Below are 17,998 nucleotides of genomic sequence, written 5' to 3'. Positions count from 1 at the left end.
GCGCCTTGGTTTGCTGCAACAACTCGAAAGCCGATACCGAGACGCGGCGGATCAATTCCTGCGAAGGTGCGAGGCTCCGGAATATCAGCTGCAAGCCATAAAGCTCCGTATCACCAGGCTTCACGCTGTGTTCCAGAAGAACCTGCAATCCCTTGCTACGAAGCTCGCCAGTCCATCCCTCACGGTTACGCTGGAGTCCACTGCAACATTGGTAGCCGAGTTGAACAGTGAGATCGCGGCTGAGCAACTGAAAATCGACGTTATCAATGCGAGGATAAAAAACAAGAAGCAGCATGAGGAGGACGTCAAGCGACGCTTCTGGAGCTGGTACAGAGCTTCGTGCGAAGCGGCTTTCGTGGCATTCGAAAAGGTCGATAAGCAGCAGGGGCGCCAACGCCAGGCCGCCAAGGATGAGGTTCAGTCTCTGCGGGATCGCATTCAAGCACAACGCGATATCATTGCCCAATCCAGGGCGGCTATCACGAACATCGACCAGTCGGTCGAGAGCATCAATAATTGGTTGCGGGTGCTGGGCCTGAAGGGCTTCGCGCTGATTAAAGAAGAGGGCCTGGTGCCGCAGTATCGTCTTGAGCGCCCTGGCCAGACTGAAGGGGTGTTCAGAACCCTAAGTGAGGGCGAGAAAACGCTGATCTCGTTTCTTTACTTTCTTGAGGTCTGCAATGGCGAGCTGGACACAGCTAGTGGGAGGCTCAAGCGTGATCGCGTCATCGTCATTGATGACCCAATATCGAGCCTCTCCCATAACTATGTTTATGATATTGCATCGCTGATCAGGCGGCAGGTGCTCATCCCGAGAGACCGGTTCAAGCAGGTGATCATCCTGACGCACAACCTTTTCTTCTTCCACGAAATGGTCAAGCTCTTGAAGGATGACGGAGAAAAATCCTTGGCAATGTTCCGGATCACCAAGTCCGAATATAGCTCGGTCGTGGCCATGGAGGAGCGCGAAATCCAGAACGACTACCAAGCCTTCTGGCAAACCATCAAGGACGCGTTACAAGGCCGAACTTCCCCTAATGTGATTCCGAACATGATGCGCAATATCTTAGAGTACTACTTTAGCTTCGTGCATCAGACGCACAGCCTGCGCCAGGCGTTGACTGATCTTAGCGAGGAGAATCCAGAGTACAGAGCGCTTTACCGATACATCAACCGTGAATCACATGCTGACTCGGTTAACCTCACTGATTTCGGCGAGATCGATCCGGCGATCTTCGTCGCGCGTTTTAAGGATGTGTTCATCAGAACCAATTTCGAATCTCACTTCGACAAGATGATGGCATAGCTAACCATGCATTCTGGGAGGGCTGCGTCAACGCGTATGTGATCGCTCCTTCTACCGGGAGCGACCGGATGGCCCGGAATTGATGAGCGCTGATCTTTCCGTGTTCGGCATCAACTGATAGCATTTGGCCTGCAGCTACCACCAAAGGGCTCTCCTTCCTGCCTGGCACTCATCTGCTCGCTTTGCACTTGGTGTGTAAAGGCTATCAGCGGCCCGCTGAGATCAGATGGAGAATACGCCATGACCGATCATGGGAAAGTTGTCCTGGTTCGCCAGTACAACCGTTTCCGGTTTGGGCAATGGGAAACCGTGTGCATGCACATGCGCTCCCTACCGCGCCGGTAATTGAACGTACCTAGGTGGTAGCTGCACTTCTTTTTCTACACCTACTTCGCTCTCTGATCAGCGTTCCTTTCGATTTGCCTCCAGCGCGCTACAGACAGCAATCGAAGGACTGCTTCCAACATGTTGATCTTGTTCCGCCAGGGGCGAGGCTGCCGTCGTCATCTGTTGTGCATCATTTGCACGTTATGTTTTTCTGCGGCTGACATGTAGTCATCCGTCTATCATCTTGGCGCGACGTAGGGTGACGGCCTGAGCCAGACTACCCCCTTTCGGTAGATTTCCGACGGCAGAACGGTCTGAAATCGAATTCCGCGTGCTCAGCGATCGGTCACCATTTTGGCTCTTATAGCGAAGAGAGCCTTAATGATGAGTAAAGAAGCACAAACGATAGTCACCCTCCTGGATCAGCAGTACGAGCAGCTGCTTGCGGATGCGAGACGCCTGGCCGCAAGCTACATCGAAGCGTCCATGAAGATATACAAAAAGACTGGGGTCAAATCTGTCGTGGCTGCTGTGTCAATCAAGCAAACGAGCCCGAACGCGTACTCGATTTACTGGTGCAGATTGGTGCCATTGCAAGGGCAAAAAAATAATTTCGCACCCCTGACTATTCCTAAAGGCAACGGCAAGTACAAATACCCGGCTTCCTCGTTTGAGTTTGTTAAGTTCCCTTACCGTCGCCTCGTTTTACAGGTCGAGGAGCGTCTTGCTGAGATTCGCAGCATCGCCAGCGAGAATCGTCAGCTGCGTCGGACGTTGGTCGCCTATGAGAGGAAGCTATCTCGATATCAGGCGCTCGATCATGGCGATTTCTACTCGGAGGAGTAGGGGCTGAGTGCACTATAAGCAGTTCCGAATGGATCTGAGCCGATTTCAATGCCCGAAAGCTCCGTGTAGCATGGTCTGACGGGGCTTTCTCGTATCAGCAGTGAATTTCGGTGAGACATGCTGCTGCGCTTCGTCAGGAAAGGCGACGGGTACGGGCTATAAGCAGTATAGGGCGCTAAATCTAAGCGCCGTCAACAAGCAGGCCCCTGCAGGCAAGCGGGCGGAGACCATATTTGCTATTAGCAGTCACGCCTACGAACAAGTCAGCCGGCGAACTGTGATGTGTATTAGTAGTGAAGGGCTTCACTTTCATAAAATAATCTTTGGTAGGTGCCGGCCTAGCTGGTACCCGTGTCGCGTAGCGGGTGGTGACGGTAACGCGCTACTCCTCACTGGCTCGCTGCTGTTCGAATGCAATGCGGTTCATCACGCACATGGGGATGGGGTAGCCCTGTATGTGCGTCGTGAGGGCCTCGTTACCTTCGATCACCATGATGCAGGATAGGCCCCTGCGGAAGCGCATTCCTCGTCCGGAGTAGTTGCGCGGGATGATCTCCCAGGATTCGCCGTCGTAGTAACAACCAATGATTTCTGACCAGTGCAATTGAATGCCCGCACCTATGATGCCTACAGGGGTAAGGCAGAAAACTTCTACCTGGGATTCCTGCCCAAGAGGCACAGCGTAAACCCGACCGTTTGGTGCAATAGGTGGGAAGTAATGCCCGATACCGAGGTGACGAAATTCCATGGTGATGCTCCGGGTGGATGAGGTCGCTAGGCACTCTCCGGTAGCTTTCGGAAAACCCAAGATGAGGTGTTGCTTGCGAGTCGGCGGACGAGTTTCAGCGTGTTGGGCAAGCTAGCTCGCCACATGGCGGGTGTGCATGTCGCTGAACTAAACGCTTCGGCGCTCAGGTCACTTTCGCTATGGCGAGGAAACTGCCAGCCCTTCCAGATTCGTTCCATGACCTCATAGACTTGGGCGAATAGTGCTTGTCGCAGCGGTAGGATGCCTTGCCGATGGGGTGTGTAAGCGCCCGCTGCCAAGGGGCAGCGGACAATTTTTTGCAGGGATCTGGTCGTTCCGCTGAAGGCTCAATCGTCGTCGTGCTTCTTGTCCAGGTGCGCTGCGACCAGATAGCCAATTACACCTGTGATAATCAGCGCACTGATGACGGCAAGCACGGCGTATACAAGCAGCTCAAAACCATCCATACCCTGACTCCTTTGATTCGAGGTCTGTCAAGGATAAGGGCGTCTGATGTAGTCCCAAACTGCTGTGATGGCTTAGCGACCGGTAGTGGCAGCTTCCTTTCGCAGGTTAGCTCGGGCACCGACGTATGCATCAGTTTCCCATATACGCAATTTCCCAAGCTCGTAGGCGACGTGATGTCGCGCCTCTAGATCCTCGATATTAGGAGCGCGCCCTCCAAGAATCGGGGCTTCATGACCGGACCACTGCTTGTAAAGCTCACATGCAAACGCTGCTCGGCAATCACAGAAACTCAGCCCATGAAAAAGCAAAATATCCTTGGCAGCAGGTAAGCTGTTCTGCTTCCAGAACCGCCATGTCTGCTTTGTTTGTGGATAGCGATGAACATCTTGGGCGGCGGATGCCGTCTCCAAAACAGCGATCTGCTTTGGCATCGAGATGTTAATTATCCTCTGTGTATACTTCCCTTCTTTGCCGCTTTCCAGGGGAATAAATCCATCCCCCTTGGCTGCCTCTAGAGCCGCTTGGGCGTCGAAGAAAAAAGCTTCACGTATTGATATGCCGAGATGCCGCACTAACATCAACACCACCGCCAGATGCTCTGATACGCGGGCCTGAACATCTTCTACTGCGGCTTCGAACTTCGCTTGATCAAGGCTGTGTGGGGCTGTAATCCGTGCATGGCCAGGAACGCCGATATCAGGCATCACGACATTCCAGTCACCGCTGGTTGCGAGGGCCATAACTGAACTCACTGTCTCAAGAAGGCCCTCCGCGGTCTGCACCGAAAGATTCCCGTGGTACACCTGCGTACAGAGTTCTTCGCCGTATTGCCGCACCAGTTTTTCATTGACGAGCTCCAGGACATCCACCTCATGAGACTCCTTGGCGTAAATACTAAACTGTGCCCACTGATGGTCGTGGATCATTGCCTCGTGTTGACTGAGGAGCCCGCGTCGGACTGCCTCATTGAGGTTCGCCGAACCGGCCCTCGCCAAATCCCGGTCAAAATGTGAGTAGAAACTCTGCTTCATGGTCATTCCTCCGTTCAGCTCGGGTGCTGAGCTGCTAAAAAGAAATGTTGAGCGAGAAAAAATATTCTGAGGTTCGTTTTCGGTCGCTTTCAGCGCCTGAAATTGACGAGGCCGACAATCCGTAAACGGTCGTTTATGGCACACCTATTCCAGATGAGCTTCTGGGCTAGGGTTTTGCTGCTTTCCTGTCACTTTTCCCGTACCGAAATCAGTGTGAGAAAAATGTATGGGAAAGCGGATTGGGTACGCCCGAGTTTCGACTGATGATCAGAATCTCGACTTGCAGCGAGATGCACTTGCCCTGGCTGGGTGCTCCGTGGTCTACGAGGAGACCATGAGCGGCAAGTCAGCGGATAGGCCGGAGCTGGGGCACTGTCTCAAGGCTTTGCGCAGTGGCGACACTCTGGTCGTATGGCGGCTTGACCGCCTTGGCCGCTCCTTGCCTGACTTGGTTGAGATCGTCAGTCGGCTGGAGCAGGAAAGGGTGGGGTTCGAGTCGATCAACGAGCGAATCGAAACCACCAGCGCTGCTGGCAAGCTGATCTTTCATGTGTTCGCTGCCCTGGCCGAATTCGAGCGCAACTTGATTCGAGAGCGTACCCGCGCAGGGCTGGCGGCGGCTCGCGCACGAGGACGTCAAGGTGGTCGTAAACCTGCACTGGGAGAGGCTCAAGTCCGCGAAATAAAGGCTCTGCTTAAAGATCCACAGATTCAGGTTGGCATTGTAGCCAAGCGATACGGGGTATCGAGAACAACGTTGTATCGATACGTCGGTAAGGCAGAGCCGAGATAATTTGCACCTGGCAGCACACGAAACTGCGACTAGGTGATTATGACCGTCCTGTAAGCGCTGTAGGCCAGTGAGCAGATACGTTGAGCTGAACGTAGCCTTGTGTATGGTGGCTTTGGGGTGGTTGAACAAAAACTGTACAACCTAAGCGCTCACCGCCAGGCTCACGTGTTGTTGCCGGAAAAATGGTCTTCGGTAGCTTAGGTTTCCTAAGTTTCGCCAGGCACCTATTGATCATCGCGGGGGACAAGGTTGACAGATTCTATAATTTGCACAAAAATGTCGGTTGACAGTACCTATTTTTTGCACTCTTTTATGGAGAGGCCCATGTCCCCGATCCAACACCCGAGTGAGCTGGAACCGAAGCTAAAGGCTGAACACGTTGAGCTGATCTGCAATAACGCTTTGGATGCGGCTTACCGTGCTTTGGAAGTCACCTCTACTGATGACGATACCAATTGGACTATGGGAACACTTCCGTACGGCCGCGTTCACGGCCGCTTCAAACGCTTACACCGCGATCCGACTCTGCCGTGGTTGCTGCTCACCAATCGCACCATGGACTTCACGCTGAGTGTGAATGGCGTGCTGATGCAGGTAGTAATGGACGATCCGGAGGTCAGAAAGAAAGGGTATCGACTGCAATCCAACCGAGTTGAGCTTTACCAGGCTAGCCTGCTGGGGCCTGCGATCGACAAGAACATTACCTGGCGTTTGTATGTCGACACTGACGGCAACTTTGACGGGCCGACGCTGACTGCTTCGATTCTGGGCTTCGATACCAACCGGAACGTCGTATGTAAGTGGGTGCATGACTACGTGCCTCTGTTTGCTCCACGTACCACCGAGCTTCCACAAGAGGTGGCAATCGATGAACCATTAGTCGCTCGTCGGGACAAAGATGCAGACCAGAGCGCAACACGAGATGCTGATCCACTAAATGAATGACAGAACAGGCCTTCTGCCTCTTGGCGACGATTTTTCGCCCGACAAGCTCCGTCTCGCTAGATGCGCTGCGGGGCGTTCGCTCGCCGATATTGGAGTGCTCTTGGGCGTTACCCGGCAATACGCGCACAAGCTGGAAGTCAATGCGATTCCTTCGGGCACCCAACTCGCCCAGCTCTCCGAAGCCTTGGGCGTGCGCGAGAGTTTTTTCTTCACGCCACGACGCAGTTCGGTGGAGTTGGAGCAATGCCATTTTCGAAGCGTCCGATCCTCCTCGCAGACTCTCAAGAAGACCATTGCGGCTCAAGTCGAGATGTTTGAGCTGCTGGTTGACGAGTTGGATAAGGAGGTTGCTTTTCCTGCAGTGAGTTTCAGCATGCTTGAGGAGCCGGTATCCGGTATCAATAAGATCGAGCTGGTTGCTGAAAAATTTCGCCGTGAACAGGGCCTTGGGATCGGCCCCCTGTCCAGTGTGACCAAGCTGGCAGAAAAAGTTGGCGTGCTAGTGGTGAACCTGGCCGAAGCCGATGACAAGGTCGATGCGTTCTCGTTGTCCAACAAACGACCGTTGATCGTGAGGAACACCGCAAAGGTGAATCCATGCCGACAACGTTTCGACCTTGCCCATGAAATGGGCCATTTGGTCATGCACCAAGGCATTGAGACTGGTTGCCGTCTTTCTGAGGATCAAGCTAACCAGTTTGCCAGCGCTCTGTTGATGCCCCGGGCAAGTTTCGCATCAGAGTTTCCCCCTATGCGAGGCAAGTACCTCAACTGGCCGGCACTCAAGGATATGAAGCTTCGTTGGAAGGTAAGCTTCAAGGCGCTCATTTTCAGGGCTCACACCCTGAATTTGCTCACCGCCGAGCAAGCTAAGTCGGGCTTCACCTACCTCAATCGAAAGGGTTTCACGAAGCACGAAGAGTTTGACGAGTTGATCCCTATGGAGTCGCCTATGCTGGTACAGAGGGCGATCAATCTCCTGGATTACGGAACCTGGAAGCGTGTGTTGACAGCTGCCGGGCTTACGGCAGAGTTGGTGACTAGGCAGTACATGTTGGATGTACCTTCATCTCCTCTGCGACTGGTCGGGGCTAACGTAGGTTAAGTCGCGCTGAAACTGTCCACAGCAGCCTGCATGTCGGCACTCACATGGATACCGCATATTGCTAATCGCTGAAAAAGCCTCATGGGGGTGAGCAGATGGCGCTATGGGTACATGGGCATTCGCCCACTGCCGTCGACTATGACGTAGCGGGCGCCCATGTAGTTTGCAATCCGAGCTGGTATCCAGGCGAGGAGGCTGGCTTCCACCCGGATTTGATCATTACGATTTAGCTGCGTATTAGCCGATCAGGCGAGCCGTTTGCGGGTCATATGTGAAATTGGTGATCGACCCATCCCGAATGCGCTCAACCGCCTCATCGATCACATGCAGCGGCACTAGGAACCACTCCCTAGGTTTGACCGGATGGCCGAAGCGGTCTTCGATGGTCAAGTCTAGCTGCGCCGCGCCGAACAGGCGATGGAAGATGTTTTCCAGCCTTGTTCGGTTCAGGTTGTGCAACTTGTAAGTAGCGACCACCTCCACATCAGCCAGCAGGTATGTAGCGTCTTTATCCGCTCCGGCGATGCGGGTTTCCACCTCGCCACCGGTCACGCCGATCTTGTGGATTAGCTCGCGGTGCTCGGCTACGAAGGGGTGGTTGGATTGGCTGCGCAGCACATAGATAGTTCCGCTTCCTATGTCGTCCGGCTCGGCTATGTCGCTGAACAGTGGGCCGGAATCGACCTTGATAAGTCGAGATCCGGCACGTCCCTCACTATCCTTGTACAGTGCCCGCTGTAGGGATCGCAGTAACAGATCGCTTTCCGTTTCATTGGAATAGATGACGCGCAAGCGCCCATTCGTCTCCGCGTTCGGCGTTTTGTAGGTGTCTCCGACTTCAGCGACGTAGGCAATTAGCCCGCTTAGAATGAAGAAGTCTCCAACCTCAACACTGGCGTTCTTGCCAAAAGGTTTGGTCACCCAGCGTTTTTGCTTTAGACCTATTTCCACTTCATCAAACAGCGGCTTGAATTTCTTGAAGTCTTTACATGGATTCCGAGCGGCAATGTCTTCTGCCGCCTTGATTGCCGCGCTAGAACGCACATGCCGCAGTACCGTGATGTCGTCCTGGTCGACGGACTCACTGCCGATGCCCAGCTCGGCGAGCAGGGCGTCCTCATCCAGGTCATCCACATTAGCCGTGGTGACCGCGCCTGTCAGTAAGCCGTGACTATCGAGGCCGGACAGTAGGGTTTGCGCCTCCGGCAGCTTGCGCAGTTGATCCAGGCGCACAGCATACAAGCGCTCGAAGATATCGCGGTCTTCGCCATGCAGTGGGGCGCGCCCGTGGGTTTGATAGAAGCGCTGAATATCCTCGAAGCCATCAATGATGCGCTCGTCGCGAGGAGTTCGAGTGGCTGTCTTGAGCGTAGGGACTTCTACCCCCAGCGCATCCAGCAGGTCGTCATCGTTCATATCAGCCATTGGCGGATTTCCCCTGCGCCGCTTTTGCTTGGGCGCGGTAGCGTGCCAAAGCGGCTACGCCTTCAGCCATGCGCTTTTCCCAGGCATCGGCGGAGTTGATGTCGGGCAGGCGGCCGCGCTCGTTCTTGAACTGCAGAGCACGTTTGGCCAGCTCACGCGCTTCGTCTTCGGGAATGCTCACCTTCTTGGCTGCAATGCTGGCTTGCACCTGGCGCAGAGATTTTTCATCCATCGCCTTCGCCAGCACCGCATAGGCGGCATCGAAGGGGTTGATCCGGTCGATCAGGTCGATGTCCAGCTCGCGCACATTAACGAATTTGCGCACGCCATCCAGGAGCGCCGTGCTGCCCTGTACGTTGTCGCTACCGTTAGCATCAACTTGTGCCAGGGCCAGCTTGGCCTGCTGGGTAATGTTCATGGCGGCAATGGCGTGTTGGCGAATGGCTTCCTGGTCAACGTCGCTCAAGTCTGGGTAACGCTCGCGCACGATCTTGCCCATGCGCAGTTGGGTCAGCTCTTCCGGCAAGGTGTTTTCCTTGTCGAACAGGCCGCGCTCCACCACGTTTTTGTCCTGCAGGAAGCTGGTAACTACTTCGTTCAAGTCTTCTTTGCAGATGCGAGTGGCTTCTGTGCTCTGCGGTGTGGTCAGCCCATTGATCTCGACATGGAACTGGCCTGTGGTTTCATTCACTCCCAGGTTAGTACCACCTGATTGGTAGCCCTCGCCACCGTTATAAATGAAACCCTCTTTCGGCCCGGTGTCTTTCGGAGTGAACTCATAACGCGGGGCCAGCACTTGTTCCATCAGCAGGCTGGCTGAAATAGCCTTGAGCATATCGTTCACCGCCTCGGCAACGGCAGCTTGATCGGCCAGAGGCTCGGCGATCAGGTTGGTGAAGCGCGAGCGCTCCTTACCCTCGGCGTCGCGAGTGGCACGGCCAATGATCTGCACGATTTCCGTCAGGCTCGAACGGTAGCCGATGGTCAGCGCATGCTCGCACCAGATCCAGTCAAAGCCCTCCTTAGCCATGCCCAGTGCAATGATCACATCCACGTTGTCGCGGTTGCTCTTCTGAGCCGGGTCTTTCAGTGCGCCGAGCACTTTGGAGCGCCTGGCAGGGTCGCTGTCATCCACCAGATCGGCGACTTTCAGTGTACGGCCATCTTTGGCTTTGACCAGGTGAAAGCCCGTGGCAGGGTCTACACCCTGCCACTCGCCGAGCGCGCTCATGATCTCGTTAACCTCGCGCTCCTTGTCCTTGAGGCTCTCGCGTGCATTTACGTTTGGAATGTGGACGATGGTTTTCAGCGACGGGTCCAGCACCTTGGCGACCGCATCCACGTATCTGCCCGTGTAGAAGAAGTAGCCAATATCCAGCGACTTGAGCCAGCGATAGCCGTTGAGTTGCTCGTAGTAGGTGTACGTCACCGTCTCAAACTTGTTCTCTTCCGACGGGGCCAGCACGGCCTCGCTGTCACCGCGGAAATAGGAGCCCGTCATGGCAACCAGATGCACTTTGTCGCGGTTGATGAAGGCGCTCAGTTGGCTGCCGAGTTTATTGTCCGGGTTGGCGGAAACGTGGTGGAACTCGTCGATGGCAACCAGGCGGTTGTCGAATGCGTCGATGCCCAACTCTTCCACGGCAAAGCGGAAGGTGGCATGGGTACAAACCAGCACCTTGTCGCTGCTGTTCAGGAAGGCATGCACGGCGTCTACCTTGGACTTGGCAACACGCGGCTCATCGATCCCAGGGGCATTGCACAGGTTCCACTGTGGGGCTACTTGCCAGTCCCAGTAGAAACCATGTTGGCTTAGCGGCTCATCGGCGAAGCTGCCGCCAATGGAGCGCTCGGGTACTACTACGATGGCTTGCTGCAGGCCCTGGTTATTCAGTTTATCCAGCGCGATAAACATCAGGGCGCGGGACTTGCCTGATGCCGGTGGTGATTTGATCAGCAGGTACTGTTCGCCACGCTTGGTATAGGCGCGTTCCTGCATTGTGCGCATGCCCAGCTCGTTGGCCTTGCTGGATGCTCCAGTGTGCGCTGTAGCGATGGATACCGACGGCACCGTGTAGCTGTTGGTCGGGTTGGTCGTGCTAGTCACTGTGATTTTTCCTCCATGAGGGTGCCGTCGCCCCGATATTGTTGATGCGACCTTTGAGGTCAGCCAACCACTCGCGATAGCCTTCGAGTGGTGTAATCTGGCTAGCAGGGGTGTTGCTCATGCCTTTTTTCCCCGTGGCTTCTTCGGCGCGGCCTTTGCTGTTTCCGCTGTCATCTTGGTGTATAGGTCAAACAGCTTTTCCAGTCGTTCGGTGTCGTTTCTAAAGCGGCGACCGATATAGATACGCTCCAGCACTTCATCGTTGCGCTCGTGGGCGCGACGCAGGTTTTCCGGCATGGTGTCCGGGTCGTACAGGTCGGCGATAGTGGCGGGGAAGTGGGCTTCGCGGGCAAGCAAAATATCCTCGGCACAGCGAGTCAGGTCAGTCTTGTTCTGTTCGGTGAGCAGAGGGACGGGGAAGGTGTTCCAGCCGAGGGTGTTGGAGTATGAGAAGCGCATTTCGAGCCGTACGCAGACTGCTCCAATCCAGACCCAGTGTAGGCGTGAAGCTATCAGCGCCATATTCCAGATGGGGGCGTCGTAGAGTGCATACGCCTTGTTGTTCATTACGGCGCGGTTTGAAATTAGACCCACCGGCAGATAAGGTCTCCGCTCCGATGAGATGGCCGGAACGATAATCGTCATTTGCGCGCCGTATCGCATTAGCTTGAGCTGATGAGCCCGCTTCGACAATGCTTGCGCGCCTTTATCGGGACTTGCGAGGCGCACCTTACGCACCGCCTCGATGCGTTCACTGAGTGCAGTAATTGTTTGGGCTTCTTGCAGGTGTTGGTCTTCGACCCAGATACAGAACCGAGAGCCTCCGTTGATGAAGTCGTCCGAGCCGTAGATGCGTCGGATGAATCGCTCGCGCTGCGCGGCTGTCAGACCTATAGATTCCAGTTCGTCTCGGCTCATCAGAAGATTGCCGCCGTCGCTCGGCTTATTACCAAACTCCATGACACTCAGTCCAGACATGGGCTCCTTTCGTTTTTCGACGATAACGCGGGGACCGATGGTGAGATAAGGCGTAATACATGCGCCTTCACGCTGCACTACTTCCCCGTCATCTCTATGTTCGTATAGGTGCCGAGTGGCACTGGCGGGCGTGCCTATGCCTACCACGGCCACGGTCACGCCTGCATTATGGCTGGCAAGGTTGGCCCATTTGAACGAGGTGTAAGCAAAGAGAATGTCGCAGCGCGCATCGAAAAGTATTGGCCAGAGAATCGGCACCGACTGGCCTTGGCAGATGGAATTGGTAGTCACGAACGCGGCTGCGCCCTCGGCTAGGGAAATCCAGTCGGCAGCCTTGATGAACCAGCCGGCTACATAGTCCAGAAACCCCGTGGAGCTGGTGCGACCATTCACTACGGCACGAATGTCGGATTTCTGGTCGGCAGTTTGCCAAGTATTCCCCAGGTATGGCGGATTGCCGCAAATGTACGTTTCGCCACCTTCATTTGCGAAGTCGATTTCGGTTTTATCCAACGGTGTGCTGAACAAGTCATCACCGACTACTTTCACTCCCTTCCCCGTAGGCGGGCAGATGCTTAACCAATCCAGCCGCAACGCATTGCCGCATACAATCCAATTCTGCGAGTCCAGTGGCAGAAATTCAACCAGCGCATCCTGTTGCCCGCGATACAACACGTCGCACTGAAACTCAGCAATGATCAGGGCCAAACGGGCAATTTCTGCCGGAAAATCGCGCAGTTCGATGCCGCGGAAATTGGTCAGCGGTATTTCGGACTTATTGTGAGCCTCGCCCCGGCGGCGATTGACCTCCGCCTCGATCTCACGCATTTGCTTGTAGGCGATGACCAAGAAATTGCCGGAACCACAGGCCGGGTCGAACACACGGATGCGTGCCATGCGCTTGCGCAGGTTCAGCAGCTTGGCCTTGTTGTCACCTGCCGCGCTCAGTTGAGCACGCAGATCATCCAGGAAGAGCGGGTTCAGTACCTTGAGGATATTGGGTACGCTGGTGTAGTGCATGCCCAGCGCGCCACGCTCCTCGTCGTCGGCAACGGCCTGGATCATGCTGCCAAAAATATCTGGGTTGATTTCTTTCCAGTTCAGCCTCCCCGCGTGGAGCAGGTAGGTACGTGCAATCTGCGTAAAGCGCGGCACTTCGGTGCTGCCAGAGAACAAACCTCCATTTACATAGGGGAAGGTGTTGGCCCAGTTTGGTAAACGCGGTTGAACGGTCGTGCGCTCAGCCAGCTTGATGTTCATGGCACGGAAGATTTCCGACAGCACCTGATCGGTGTTGGAACCATCGCGTTCGCTGTACTGCTCAACCGTCTTGGTAAACAGGCCATCGCCATTGAAGATGTCGGTGTCTTCGGCAAAGAAGCAGAATACCAGGCGCGCCATAAAATGGTTCATGTCTGCGCGACGCTCGGCTTTGGCCCAGTCCGGGTTCTCGTTCAGCAGTTCGACGTACAGCTTGTTCAGGCGGCTGGTGGCGCGCACGTCGATGGGGTTGTCCTTGATCTCCTTGATGGTGGAGATGCCGGCTAACGGCAGCAAGAAACCAAAGTGATTGGGAAGGTCTGAATAATCACAGGTGATGGTTTCACCTGTGATCACCTCCTCAGCCTCTATGGTTTGCCCGTCGGTAGCGAAGACGAACTTGGCTTTAGCTTTAGTGGTAGCCGGGCTGGTACGCAAAGCCTTGAGCGTTTCGCCCACGGTGCCGGGCTCGCATGCGGCGATATGAATGTTATTGCGCAGTAGTACGCCGCCGGGTACGTCCGATGCGTTGTTGTTGCCGGCGCGCAGGCGCTTGATTTCCGCATCCTTTCTGCCAAATGCAGCCAAGAAGATGAACGGAAACTCCGCTGCGTCAAAGGTCTCTAGGGCCAGATCCGATATGGCGGACTCAATTTCTACTGCATTCATGATTTACCACTGTCCAGATCGCTGATGCGCGAAGGCGGCGAGTTTAGCGCTAAAATTTGGGATGACGGCCACATTCAGGTCGGCACTTGCCGCTCTGTCTGCTTGGCGTCGGCAACTCAGCCGTGCTCAGCCGCATCGGTTTATGCCGGATGCCACTGAATGCGACAGCCGGCCGCCTTGAGCCAGTAACGGGTGACTCAGTCTCTACACGATGCTGGGATGATAAAGGAAGGCGCTTCTGTAATGCTAAAAAGCTCAGATGGCTGGGGACTGGCGGGATTCGTCGAATCGAGGTTACGGTAACCGTTCTTAACCTTCGGCGCGTTCACTCAGGAGGCTGTGTAGCCTCCTGAGCTTCTCTTTTTTCTCTGTCTTTTTAGCGGCTCAGCCTGAGCTGGATACCAGCGCTATGTAGCTCTAGGTGAGCTACTTCGTGATCAATCACAGCTCAGGCGGATACGTATCACTCTGAGCTGTGCATAACCTCATTGTGAATTTTTGAGGTGCCTGCGCAGGGTCTCACGGATACCAGGAGGCAACCGATCGAGGTCGATTTGCAGTGATGAGCTATCGACTTGGGCGTTACCACCAGCCAGGTTGATCTGTATATTCAGGCGCTCGATGTTCAGTATCTGCGTACTTACAAGATCGCCAGCGGTCATGGCTTTTTTGAGCTCAGAAATGGTGTGCTGGGCGCGGCCTGGCACGTAATCCCAGGTTGCGACGGTATGAGGTAGGCCGTTTTCAAGGAGCTGAACCTTTTCACGTAGGGTGTATTGATTGGCTCGACCGCACTTTTTCTTTGCGATGAGACCAGCCTCTTCGAGAACCCCTAGTGCCCGTTTGACCTGTGCCTGACTGACTCCCGACTGTTCGGAAATCCGCTGGATGCCTGGCTTCGATAAGCCATCGTCGAAATTGGCGTGTGCCTTGATGACGGTATAAACCGTGAACGCGTGGGGCCCTATTCGGGCGACATCACCCTGATCGATCATAGCCCTAAAGACATGAAACCACTGAGTCTGCGCGCGCAGGGCGGGGGGATTAGCCATTTCTACGCCCCCCACGCAGCTGCACACGCGGCCGGCTCAGGATCCAGGCATATATCTCCGTGCTGAGCCAGCCAACCGATCTGCTGCTGCCTAGATCATATGGAGCAGGGAATTTTCCTGCTGCTATGTCGCGATAGATTGTGGATCGCTTTTTACCGACCGCGAGCTCAACCTCGGGCAGGCGAAGGAAACGCGGTTCCTCTGGGCTGGGTTCAATAGTTCGTGCTGACATTTGATTGGTGCTCAGGCGGTGGCGTTGCAGCAGTCCTCAAGTGTTGCAATACGCATATGTGCTGGGAGCGGCGCTCGGATTTCCCTACTGCAAAGCAGGGGCGTTTGTCGGGCCCCGTGTTACGGGCCTCCGAGATTTATTGCCGGCGGCAGCTGTCCGGATGACAGCTGAAGCTGTGTCTTTGGCGTGGGGGAGAGGAAAGACCCTGCTGGTACGGAATAGGAGTCCGTAAGTTTCTTTAGCAGCCTTGCTGCAGGCGAACAGGCGCAAAAGGCCCTGCGAGATGCTGGCCATACCCCGATGAGGTGGCCAGATAGTCCATTTGCTAACAGCAGATGGACTTCGGATTCTTAACGCCGTAACCGAGGCAGCGTGACGATCCCATGGAGTCCTATGAACGTCCGAGGGATGCCAGATTTTTACCAAGCGGGGATCGGTATTGCAAGCCCAAGCAGTGAGCTCAAGCCTTGATCGCATCTAGGTAATCGGACCAGCGCTGCATCATGTCGCGGCGCTCTGGCAGAAATGATGTTCGGTCATATGCGCGGCCCAATGGATTTTTTACCGTGTGAGCAAGCTGATGCTCTAGAAGATCGGGGCGAAACCCCAGCACCTCAGCACCTATGGTTCTCGCGGTCGCACGAAAGCCGTGCCCTGTCATTTCGTCGCCGCTGATGTCCATGCGGCGTAACGCACTGAGTACTGCATTGTTGGACATCGGCCGGTCGCCTCCTCGTGCCGAGGGGAAGGCGTACCGATGTCCGCCGGTGAGTGGTTTCAGCTCGCGCAGAACCGCGACTGCTTGTTGGCTGAGAGGAACCAAATGATCCGGCCGATCCAGTTTGGTGGCAGTGAGCCCTTTCATCTTGTGGCCGGGAATCAACCACTCGCCCGCATCCAGATTGACCTCCGACCACTCCATGTGGCGCAGGTCACCGGGCCGGCAGAACAGCAACGGGGCCAGTTTGAGTGCACAACAAACAGGCAGTGTTCCCGTGTAGCGATCCAGTGCTTTGAGCAGTGCACCGAGTTTTTCAGGATCGGTCACGGCAGCAAAGTGTTTCACCCGCTTGGCTGGGAGAGTCCGTGAGAGATTCCCTATCTGGTTGGGCGGCGTGATACCGGCAGCTTCGGCGAACTCGAAAATCTGTTTGTAGATTTGAGCTACACGACGTGCCGTCTCGCGAGCACCGCGCTTGATGATGCGCTGCAGGTTTTCGACCAGCATGGGCGTGCTAATGCTGCTGACCGGTAGTTTTCCCAGCCAGGGAAAGGCATTGAGCTCAAGGCGCTGCCGCACCGTGCGGGTGTACTCCGGATCCCAGGATGATTCGCGAATGGTGAGCCATTGCTTAGCGACCGATTCAAAGGTGTGTTGGTGATCGAGCTGGCTGACCACCTTGGCCATGCGTCTTTGCAGCGAAGGGTCTTGTCCGCCGGCAAGCTGAACACGAGCGTCATCACGTTTGCGACGGGCCTCCTGCAGGCCGACCTCTGGGTAAACGCCAAGAGCCAGTCGTTTTTCCTTTCCCAGAAAGCGGTACTTCAAGCGCCAGTAACGGCCTCCATTGGGCTGTACTTCCAGGTACAAACCTTGTTCGTCGTACAGGCGGTATGGCTTGTCCTGGGACTTGGCGTTGCGGCAGTTGGTGTCTTTCAGGGGCATGGGGGCACATCCTCTCCGAGCGAGCTGATGAGCGTTTTATGCCCCCATATATGCCCCCGTCAACCCTGGGATGCCCTGGGATCAGGTGGGAAAACGTGGGCAACAAAAAAGCCGTAAAGCTTTGATTTCTCTAGGCTTTACGGCTTTTCTGGGTCTTCCTGGGAAGAAAAATTGGTGGAGCCGGGGGGATTTGAACCCCCGTCCGCCAGTACTCCGCTGTCGGTACTACATGCTTAGCCGTGTCTACTGAGTTAATCCGCAGCCGCCCGACGGGCAGGGTGCTTTGGACGAGTTGGGTAAGTTTTAGTCGCTTTGCCCCCAACGTGCTACACGACGATCCTGTTCTGTATGACAATCATTTCGGGTTTACAGGCATCCCCTGATGATTGCTGGAGCCGAAGCTACCAGAAGGTCGGGCTCGGCTGCTTACGCAGCGAGAGCGTACTCCGCCTCGAAGTTTTCGTCATTGGCAACTATAGAAAGTTGCAACAGTGGATTTACGAGTTCTGTTACCAACTCGGCATGCACCTAGAGTTTCGCTACCGGCGTCGAATCCTGATCGGCCCCACACTAGCTCTAAGCTAACGCACCTTACGGTACGTAAGGCTGAGTATACGCCATTGCGCGGGCGACGTCGACAGCCGGTCCGGTCGCCCGCTTTTGGGCTCACGCGCCGCTACCGCCGCCGCTGGTGCCGCTGCCTTTCTCCGTTTTTTCCAACCGCTCCAGGACTTTGCTGGTGATGGCGATGCATTCCTTGGTGTCCCCCGATGCCTGGGCAGCCTTGGCTTTGTCGACGTGCTCGGTGATGGCCTTGTCCAGGCCTTCGGAGGTAGCGCCGGCGGTCGCCATGCTGTCATCGATCTTTTGCAGGTTGGCGGTGCAGAGGTCTTCGGCGGCGAATACCGGCGAAGCCAGCAGGGTGGCGGCCGCGAACAGGGCCGAAAGCGCGGTACCTTTCATGGGAGTCTCCTTCTGGGCCTCTGGAAGGTGGGCCTGTAAGGGTGGACTGCGGGGGATTGGCGGGGGTTCAATCGGGA

Annotated in this window: 14 protein-coding genes and 1 other RNA gene; 5 read left to right on the top strand and 10 right to left on the bottom strand. The window is 55.5% G+C overall.

Annotated elements, in window-relative coordinates; all coding sequences use genetic code 11:
* Positions 1–10: 10 nt before the first annotated feature.
* Positions 11–1,306, top strand: coding sequence for an AAA family ATPase (locus tag GEV38_RS23865; protein WP_253249155.1), 1,296 nt, complete (start codon positions 11–13; stop codon positions 1,304–1,306).
* Between the two features lie 708 nt (positions 1,307–2,014).
* Positions 2,015–2,479 carry a conjugative transfer protein MobI(A/C) gene (mobI, locus tag GEV38_RS23860; RefSeq protein WP_240523156.1) on the top strand — a complete coding sequence of 155 codons (465 nt, stop codon included), beginning with the start codon at positions 2,015–2,017 and terminating at the stop codon, positions 2,477–2,479.
* A gap of 382 nt (positions 2,480–2,861) precedes the next feature.
* On the opposite strand, the gene GEV38_RS23855 is transcribed toward mobI, so the two are convergent.
* Positions 2,862–3,227 carry a hypothetical protein gene (locus GEV38_RS23855; protein ID WP_054881516.1) on the bottom strand — a complete coding sequence of 122 codons (366 nt, stop codon included), beginning with the start codon at positions 3,225–3,227 and terminating at the stop codon, positions 2,862–2,864.
* A 539-nt stretch (positions 3,228–3,766) separates the two neighbouring features.
* Positions 3,767–4,726: a hypothetical protein gene (locus GEV38_RS23850; RefSeq protein ID WP_054881517.1), complete on the bottom strand. Its 960-nt coding sequence runs from the start codon at positions 4,724–4,726 to the stop codon at positions 3,767–3,769.
* 226 nt (positions 4,727–4,952) lie between these two features.
* Here GEV38_RS23850 and GEV38_RS23845 point away from each other — a divergent pair, with 226 nt between their 5' ends.
* The 3 genes from GEV38_RS23845 (at position 4,953) to GEV38_RS23835 (ending at position 7,569) form a co-directional block, all read left to right on the top strand.
* Positions 4,953–5,519, top strand: coding sequence for a recombinase family protein (locus GEV38_RS23845; RefSeq protein ID WP_069868777.1), 567 nt, complete (start codon positions 4,953–4,955; stop codon positions 5,517–5,519).
* A gap of 324 nt (positions 5,520–5,843) precedes the next feature.
* Positions 5,844–6,464, top strand: coding sequence for a hypothetical protein (locus GEV38_RS23840; RefSeq protein ID WP_069868774.1), 621 nt, complete (start codon positions 5,844–5,846; stop codon positions 6,462–6,464).
* Entirely contained in the window at positions 6,457–7,569 is a 1,113-nt protein-coding gene (locus GEV38_RS23835; RefSeq protein ID WP_069868772.1) for an ImmA/IrrE family metallo-endopeptidase, read from the top strand. Before GEV38_RS23840 ends, GEV38_RS23835 begins: the two co-directional genes overlap by 8 nt.
* A 237-nt stretch (positions 7,570–7,806) precedes the next feature.
* Here the strand turns inward: GEV38_RS23835 and GEV38_RS23830 are convergent, their stop codons facing one another.
* From GEV38_RS23830 to GEV38_RS23795, 8 genes are all read right to left on the bottom strand, one after another.
* The gene (locus GEV38_RS23830; protein ID WP_069868769.1) at positions 7,807–8,994 is read right to left on the bottom strand and encodes a GIY-YIG nuclease family protein; all 1,188 of its coding nucleotides are present in this window, start codon (positions 8,992–8,994) and stop codon (positions 7,807–7,809) included.
* Positions 8,987–11,101 carry a DEAD/DEAH box helicase gene (locus GEV38_RS23825; protein ID WP_173896033.1) on the bottom strand — a complete coding sequence of 705 codons (2,115 nt, stop codon included), beginning with the start codon at positions 11,099–11,101 and terminating at the stop codon, positions 8,987–8,989. Before GEV38_RS23825 ends, GEV38_RS23830 begins: the two co-directional genes overlap by 8 nt.
* A gap of 117 nt (positions 11,102–11,218) precedes the next feature.
* Complete coding sequence (locus tag GEV38_RS23820; protein ID WP_126583734.1) at positions 11,219–14,008, bottom strand: DNA methyltransferase; 2,790 nt, start codon at positions 14,006–14,008, stop codon at positions 11,219–11,221.
* Positions 14,009–14,493: 485 nt separating this feature from the next.
* Positions 14,494–15,060, bottom strand: a complete 567-nt coding sequence (locus tag GEV38_RS23815; RefSeq protein ID WP_231125690.1) for a helix-turn-helix domain-containing protein — start codon at positions 15,058–15,060, stop codon at positions 14,494–14,496.
* Positions 15,053–15,292, bottom strand: a complete 240-nt coding sequence (locus GEV38_RS23810; protein ID WP_126583735.1) for an AlpA family transcriptional regulator — start codon at positions 15,290–15,292, stop codon at positions 15,053–15,055. Before GEV38_RS23810 ends, GEV38_RS23815 begins: the two co-directional genes overlap by 8 nt.
* 460 nt (positions 15,293–15,752) lie before the next feature.
* Positions 15,753–16,958: an integrase arm-type DNA-binding domain-containing protein gene (locus GEV38_RS23805; RefSeq protein WP_069868762.1), complete on the bottom strand. Its 1,206-nt coding sequence runs from the start codon at positions 16,956–16,958 to the stop codon at positions 15,753–15,755.
* 172 nt (positions 16,959–17,130) lie between these two features.
* Positions 17,131–17,525: a transfer-messenger RNA gene (gene ssrA, locus GEV38_RS23800) on the bottom strand.
* Positions 17,526–17,624: 99 nt separating this feature from the next.
* Positions 17,625–17,921 (bottom strand): hypothetical protein, encoded by a 297-nt coding sequence (locus GEV38_RS23795; protein ID WP_013974305.1) that lies wholly within the window; start codon positions 17,919–17,921, stop codon positions 17,625–17,627.
* Between the last annotated feature and the right edge of the window lie 77 nt (positions 17,922–17,998).

The sequence above is a fragment of the Pseudomonas sp. 13159349 genome (assembly GCF_013305685.1).
In the GTDB taxonomy this organism is placed as follows: domain Bacteria; phylum Pseudomonadota; class Gammaproteobacteria; order Pseudomonadales; family Pseudomonadaceae; genus Aquipseudomonas; species Aquipseudomonas asiatica.
Note: the sequence above shows the minus strand (reverse complement) of the source record. Positions and strands in the feature narration are given on the sequence as shown.

Bases quoted from the DNA above. Each gene is read 5' to 3' on its own strand.
- mobI (WP_240523156.1), top strand. From the start codon at position 2,015: ATGATGAGTAAAGAAGCACAAACGATAGTCACCCTCCTGGATCAGCAG.
- GEV38_RS23855 (WP_054881516.1), bottom strand. From the start codon at position 3,227: ATGGAATTTCGTCACCTCGGTATCGGGCATTACTTCCCACCTATTGCA.
- GEV38_RS23850 (WP_054881517.1), bottom strand. From the start codon at position 4,726: ATGAAGCAGAGTTTCTACTCACATTTTGACCGGGATTTGGCGAGGGCC.
- GEV38_RS23845 (WP_069868777.1), top strand. From the start codon at position 4,953: ATGGGAAAGCGGATTGGGTACGCCCGAGTTTCGACTGATGATCAGAAT.
- GEV38_RS23840 (WP_069868774.1), top strand. From the start codon at position 5,844: ATGTCCCCGATCCAACACCCGAGTGAGCTGGAACCGAAGCTAAAGGCT.
- GEV38_RS23835 (WP_069868772.1), top strand. From the start codon at position 6,457: ATGAATGACAGAACAGGCCTTCTGCCTCTTGGCGACGATTTTTCGCCC.
- GEV38_RS23830 (WP_069868769.1), bottom strand. From the start codon at position 8,994: ATGGCTGATATGAACGATGACGACCTGCTGGATGCGCTGGGGGTAGAA.
- GEV38_RS23820 (WP_126583734.1), bottom strand. From the start codon at position 14,008: ATGAATGCAGTAGAAATTGAGTCCGCCATATCGGATCTGGCCCTAGAG.
- GEV38_RS23815 (WP_231125690.1), bottom strand. From the start codon at position 15,060: ATGGCTAATCCCCCCGCCCTGCGCGCGCAGACTCAGTGGTTTCATGTC.
- GEV38_RS23810 (WP_126583735.1), bottom strand. From the start codon at position 15,292: ATGTCAGCACGAACTATTGAACCCAGCCCAGAGGAACCGCGTTTCCTT.
- GEV38_RS23805 (WP_069868762.1), bottom strand. From the start codon at position 16,958: ATGCCCCTGAAAGACACCAACTGCCGCAACGCCAAGTCCCAGGACAAG.
- GEV38_RS23795 (WP_013974305.1), bottom strand. From the start codon at position 17,921: ATGAAAGGTACCGCGCTTTCGGCCCTGTTCGCGGCCGCCACCCTGCTG.